Annotated in this window: 7 protein-coding genes and 1 riboswitch; of the genes, 5 read left to right on the top strand and 2 right to left on the bottom strand. The window is 70.8% G+C overall.

The features are described from left to right. Positions 1–100: 100 nt before the first annotated feature. Entirely contained in the window at positions 101–1,384 is a 1,284-nt protein-coding gene (locus tag ACY45C_RS17260; RefSeq protein ID WP_462188592.1) for a 2OG-Fe(II) oxygenase, read from the bottom strand. A gap of 343 nt (positions 1,385–1,727) precedes the next feature. Here ACY45C_RS17260 and ACY45C_RS17255 point away from each other — a divergent pair, with 343 nt between their 5' ends. The 5 genes from ACY45C_RS17255 to ACY45C_RS17235 all read left to right on the top strand — a co-directional run bounded on the left by ACY45C_RS17255 (position 1,728) and on the right by ACY45C_RS17235 (position 4,341). Continuing rightward, positions 1,728–1,961 (top strand): hypothetical protein, encoded by a 234-nt coding sequence (locus ACY45C_RS17255; RefSeq protein WP_462188591.1) that lies wholly within the window; start codon positions 1,728–1,730, stop codon positions 1,959–1,961. Further along, positions 1,945–2,418 (top strand): hypothetical protein, encoded by a 474-nt coding sequence (locus ACY45C_RS17250; protein ID WP_462188590.1) that lies wholly within the window; start codon positions 1,945–1,947, stop codon positions 2,416–2,418. Before ACY45C_RS17255 ends, ACY45C_RS17250 begins: the two co-directional genes overlap by 17 nt. Before the next feature lie 267 nt (positions 2,419–2,685). Next, a riboswitch (cobalamin riboswitch) is annotated at positions 2,686–2,883 on the top strand. Between the two features lie 36 nt (positions 2,884–2,919). Further along, positions 2,920–3,648: a 5,6-dimethylbenzimidazole synthase gene (gene bluB / locus ACY45C_RS17245; RefSeq protein WP_462188589.1), complete on the top strand. Its 729-nt coding sequence runs from the start codon at positions 2,920–2,922 to the stop codon at positions 3,646–3,648. 19 nt (positions 3,649–3,667) lie between these two features. Further along, the gene (locus ACY45C_RS17240) at positions 3,668–3,955 is read left to right on the top strand and encodes a type II toxin-antitoxin system Phd/YefM family antitoxin (protein ID WP_462188588.1); all 288 of its coding nucleotides are present in this window, start codon (positions 3,668–3,670) and stop codon (positions 3,953–3,955) included. Next, positions 3,952–4,341 carry a type II toxin-antitoxin system VapC family toxin gene (locus ACY45C_RS17235; protein WP_462188587.1) on the top strand — a complete coding sequence of 130 codons (390 nt, stop codon included), beginning with the start codon at positions 3,952–3,954 and terminating at the stop codon, positions 4,339–4,341. The genes ACY45C_RS17240 and ACY45C_RS17235 overlap by 4 nt, the downstream gene beginning before the upstream one ends. A gap of 161 nt (positions 4,342–4,502) precedes the next feature. Here the strand turns inward: ACY45C_RS17235 and ACY45C_RS17230 are convergent. Then, on the bottom strand, positions 4,503–5,129 hold a 627-nt coding region (locus ACY45C_RS17230), incomplete at its 5' end, for a TetR family transcriptional regulator (RefSeq protein WP_462188586.1).

The following is a 5,129-nucleotide window of genomic DNA, read 5'->3' as shown; positions in this document are numbered from 1 at the left end:
CCGGGGGTCGGCGGTGCGGGCAGCGTTCGCTGGCGTCGGGCTGGCGGTTGGCGTCGGGCCGGCGGTTGGCGGCGATCGTTCCGGCGAGCTCGTCAAGAGCCTAGGCCGGCGAGGTCTCGGCGCGGTTCGCGAAGGCCTGCTCGCGGGGCCACACGACGACCGCCGCCCGGTGGTACCAGCGGTCGAGCGTGTTGCCCCAGTTGCCCATGTAGCCCTCGTACTCCGAGGAGTAGGGCTCGAGGTCGTCGGATCCGGTGGACGCGCACACCTCGTCCTCGCTCACATCCAGCGAGGCCTCTTCCAGCCGGGTGCCCTCCGGGCCGGTCCAGTGCGTGAGCGTGACCTCGGAGACAAGCAGCTCCTCGACCTGGTACTCGACGTCGTCCTCGCCCGAGTCGTCGGAGTCCTCGCCCTCGTCGTAGTCGTCCCAGTACCGTCCTCCTCGGTGCCCGAGGTCTTCATCCGCCTCGTAGGCGTTGTGCGTCGTCTTGACATCGGCGAGCGCGAGCACGGTTTCGTACCCCGCCCGTTCGGCCGCGGCCCGCAGCAGGGACACGCGAGCGGCGTCGGCGCCCTTCAGCCCACTCCAGCCCAGCGCGCGCGGGGTGTACTCGTGGTCGAGGAGGTAGACGAGCCGGTTCGGTGGGTCGGCCGCGCCTCTGCCGTAGCGGCTGGCCACGGGCGTGCCGAAGTGCTCGCGAAGGAAGCCGGCCAGCTCGGCGGTTGCTCCCTCGTCGCCCTCCGGCAGGGCGGTGTCCCCGCGCAGCAGGAGGTTGTAGGTGAGCGCGATCCGGTACCCCGACCGCACCGCGGTGACCTCGTGCCGGCAGTCGGCGTAAAAGGCGACCAGTGACAGGTCCGTCTTCGAGCCCCGGTAGACCATCTTCTCGTCGAGGTGGCGCACCACGAGCTCGCCGCCGGTGTGGCTGGAGGGTAGTACCACCACCAGAGTGCCGATCATCGCGTAGTCCTTCTCGCTGTCCTGATGGGCGCGGAAGAACTGGCCCGGCTCGTACACCAGGAGCGCATGGAGGTCGGCCGTCAGCTCGGCGGCGATCGGCAGGCCCAGCTCGTCTTTTGCCGTCGTCAGAAGAACGTCGAGTGCCTTGTCGTCCCACTGGGCGTGGACGAGGTGCTTCGGGATCTCCCAGGTGTCGCGGACGCCCGGGTCGGTCAGCGTCTCCTCGCCGCGGCCGAACCGGGCGGGCTGGCCGAGGCCGAGCAGCTCGCGGGCCTGCTCGGGCCGGACTGGAAAGGCCACGGGCCCGACGCCCTCGACTTCGAGGCTCAGGTCATCCCTACTCGCTGTCAGTCCCACGCTGAACGTGGTCTCCGCGTCGCCGCGCAGCATCCTCGCCAGCCGGTCACGCGCCACGGTCGCCATTGCCCGTGCCCTCCAATATCCCCAGGAAGCGGTACCTCTCGCAGAAATCTAGAGGGCTGGGCGCACTCGACCGGTGTCGGTACCCAGTCGTCGCAGCCGTCGATCGTGCACCCCCACTGGAGGAGTATCGTGCGGCGGTTGGCGACGCTCACGGCTATGGGATCAAACTGGTATCGTTCTCCCACGGAAGCTGTTGTCGATCACGTAGGTCGGATCGTGCTGCCCAAGTTCATCCGCGAGGCGCTGGGCCTGCTCCCGGGTACGAAGGTGGACATCTCGCCTTACGGCGCTGGTGTGCAGGTTGCGAGCCAGACCTGTCGGACCCATCGGGCATCGTGGCGGTATGCCCACCTCCGCCCACGAGACGCCGCCCGAGCTGCTCCGGCTCGACCCGTCCCTGCCCGACTGGGTGCAGACCGAGCTCCTCGGCGACGACGCCCCCGCCTTCGACCACGCGCGCCTGTACGACCCCAACGTCCGCCCGCTGGTATCGCGACCAGATCGCCGGGGACACCCGCAGCGGCGTGCGGCTGTACCCCCGGTTCTTTACTGCTGCCGACGTGCCCCTGGTCGCTGACGCGGAGCTGGCGGCGGCCCGCCCGGCGCCGGTGCTGCTCGCGGCGATCTGCCATCTCGACGATGTCAAGATCGACGTAATGTTCCCGGCGCTGCTGGCGGCGCTGGACGTGTTGGAACCAGACAAGAAGATCTTTTATGATGACGTGACAGTGGGTCGGTTGCCCGAGGCAGCCCGGGCCCGATGGGAGGCCTTTTTCAGGACGACGACCCTCGGCCGGCGTTACCACAACGAGCGCTACAACGAGATCGACGCCCGCGCTGAGGCCCGTGGCGAGGCTCTCGGCGAGGCCCGTGGCGAGGCGAGGTCGGTGCTGCTGGTGCTGGAGAGCCGCGGCGTGCCGGTGCCTGGCGCGGTCCGCGAGCGGATTCTCGCCTGCGTCGACACCGACCAGCTGGACCTGTGGCTTCGCCGCGCGGCCATCGCGGCCACCATCGACGACGTCACCCGGGACTGACCGCACGGGGCCGATGCCAGGGCGGGGCCGATGCACGCGGCGAGGTCGACCGGCCGGTGCCGACACTTCGCCTGGTGAGAGACGGCTCGCGGCGGCGCCAGCGCGGCCCTGCGCGGCGAGCAGTTCCCGGATCCACTTGATCGCGTGGCGGCCGAGTTGTGGGGAGTAAGGCACGGTTCAGGGACCGTAGACCGTGCTCAGGTCCCCCAAATTCACCGGCTGACGGATCGCCGCACCTTGATGTGTCGATTTATCCTGTATCGTCCCCAATGGCGTCATGCGCGGGGTGCCCCGGGGGACCGGGGAGAATCGGGAAGCCGGTGAAGGTCCGGCACGGGCCCGCCGCGGTAACCGGGAAGTCGCCGTCCATGCGCGCCGCGCAGCCACTGGGTCTTCGGGCCCGGGAAGGCGGACGGCCGGCGTTGATCCGGAAGTCCGAAGACCGGCCCCGCATCGACGCCGCCCGTCGTCGTGCGGGCGGCCGGACAGCGGGAGCCTGCCATGCCTACCGACAGCTACCCTACCGACAGCTACCCCACGAACCTCCACCCCACGAACCTCTACGATGTCCTGCACCGGCGGCGCGACGTGCGCGGCCAGTTCACCGGCGGGCCGATCCCCGCCGACGTGCTCGACCGGGTGCTCGGGGCAGCTCACGCCGCGCCGAGCGTCGGCCTTAGCCAGCCCTGGGACTTCATCCTCGTCACCGACGAGCGGTCCCGGCGGGACTTCCACACCCACGTGCACCGCGAGCGCGCCGTCTTCGCCGCGACCCTGACCGGTGAGCGTGCCGCCCGGTTCGCCCGGATCAGGATCGACGGCATCCTGGAGTCGTCGTTGTCGCTGGTCGTGACCTACGATCCGCACCGCGGCGGGCCGGCGGTGCTGGGTCGGCACGCCATCGCCGACGCCGGCCTGTACTCGGTGTGCCTGGCGATCGAGAACCTGTGGCTCGCCGCGACCGCCGAGGGTCTCGGGGTGGGCTGGGTGTCATTTTACCGGGAGCCGTTCGTTCGTGACCTGCTCGCCATCCCCGCCTACATCCGGCCCGTGGCGTGGCTCTGCCTCGGGCCGGTGACCCACCTCGAGCACGTTCCCGACCTCGAACGCCACGGCTGGGCCCGGCGGCGTCCCCTCGCCGACGCCGTCCACGCCGAGCGATGGGGCGCGATGCCGTCCGGGGACGGTGCTCCCGCTGATCCTGGAATCGACGGGCCAGCGGGTGTCTAACACTTGTTAGACTTGAGGCATGACTGTGGTGAGCCTGCGGGATCTCAGCCATGCCGTGGGTACCTGGGTTGACCGTGCGCACGCGGGAGAATCGATCATCATCACTCGCAACGGACGACCGTGGGCGAGGCTGGTGCCCGAACTGACGCAGACGGGCAGTGACTACCTGGACCAACTCGTTGCCGAGGGGCGCGTTACCCTCTCCACCGCGAGCCTGGCTGATCTCCCCGAACCGACGTCCACGGGCAGCTGGGACGGCCGTGACTCCGCGGACGTGGTGGCGGAGCTACGCGGGGAATCTTCTTGAATTATCTGGATTCCAGTGCATTGGTGAAGTTGACCCATCCGGAGAGTGAGACGCGTGCGCTGCGCTCCTGGCTTGCCGTGCGGCCAGGCGTCGCGGTGTCGTCTGCGTTTGCGATGCTCGAAGTGACCCGAGCGTTGCGCTGCAGCGACCCCGCCGCTCTTCCCCGTATCCCTGACGTCCTGTCGCGGATCACGCTCGTGCCCATCGACCAGCCGATCATGGTCTCCGCCGCGGCCTTGACGGATCCGTTGCTGCGTTCGTTGGATGCCCTGCATCTCGCGACGGCGCTCCGGCTCGATGCGCCGTCATTGGTCTTCGTCAGCTACGACAAGCGCCTGTCGACCGCCGCCGCCCAGGAAGGCCTGACCGTTGCTGTGCCCGCCTGAGGCGGGGACCGGGCTCGCTACCCATCGGAGCCTGGGGGTGCGGACCGGGACGTCGTGCGTCAGGAGCAGCGCGACGGTCACCAGGGTCCGCCGCCGCGGCGTCAGCTCGGCGTAGGCCTCGCCGCCGGGGGGAGCGGATCCACCGCCGTGCGCGGGCCCGTTCACGGATTCGGCCCGGCGGTCGAGAGCGCGCCGTGCAGGAACAGGTCCACCAGTTCCCCGGTGGTCAGCAGCTCGGGGGCGTCTGCCCGGCCGGCGGGCATCAGCAGCAGCGCGAAGGCGCCCGCGAGGCGCTCCGGCGGCAGCCGCAGCGCCTCGCGCTCGGGCTCGAACAGCGCGGCCAGGGCCGTCCGCAGCGCGGCGAGTCCCGCCTCGCGGTCCGGGACGGCCGGTGGGACGGCTGGTGGGACGGCTGGTGGGACGGCCGGCGGGGCCGCTGCTGGGGCTGAGGCCGGGGCCGGGGAAAGGGCAGGGGACGGCGGCTCGGCCGATCGGTCGTCGGAACGGGCTCTCCCCGCCGTGGCGGGCATCCGGCGTTCCAGCCGGCCGGTGGCCGCGAGGGCTCCGGCGACGGCGCCCAGCCGGGCCATGTGGCCGCGCAGCACCTCGGCCGCCTCGGTGAGGCGGGCCGGGAGCGGCTGGTCGAGCGGGATCGCCGCCAGGTGGGTGGCGGTGTCGTCGGGTCGCAGCGCCTCGGTCAGGCAGGCCGCCAGCAGGGCCTCCTTGTCCGCGAAGACGCGGAAGATCGTGCCTTCCCCGATGCCCGCCGCGCGGGCGATCTTCGCGGT

This window comes from Frankia sp. CcWB2, from assembly GCF_977927585.1.
Note: the sequence above shows the minus strand (reverse complement) of the source record. Positions and strands in the feature narration are given on the sequence as shown.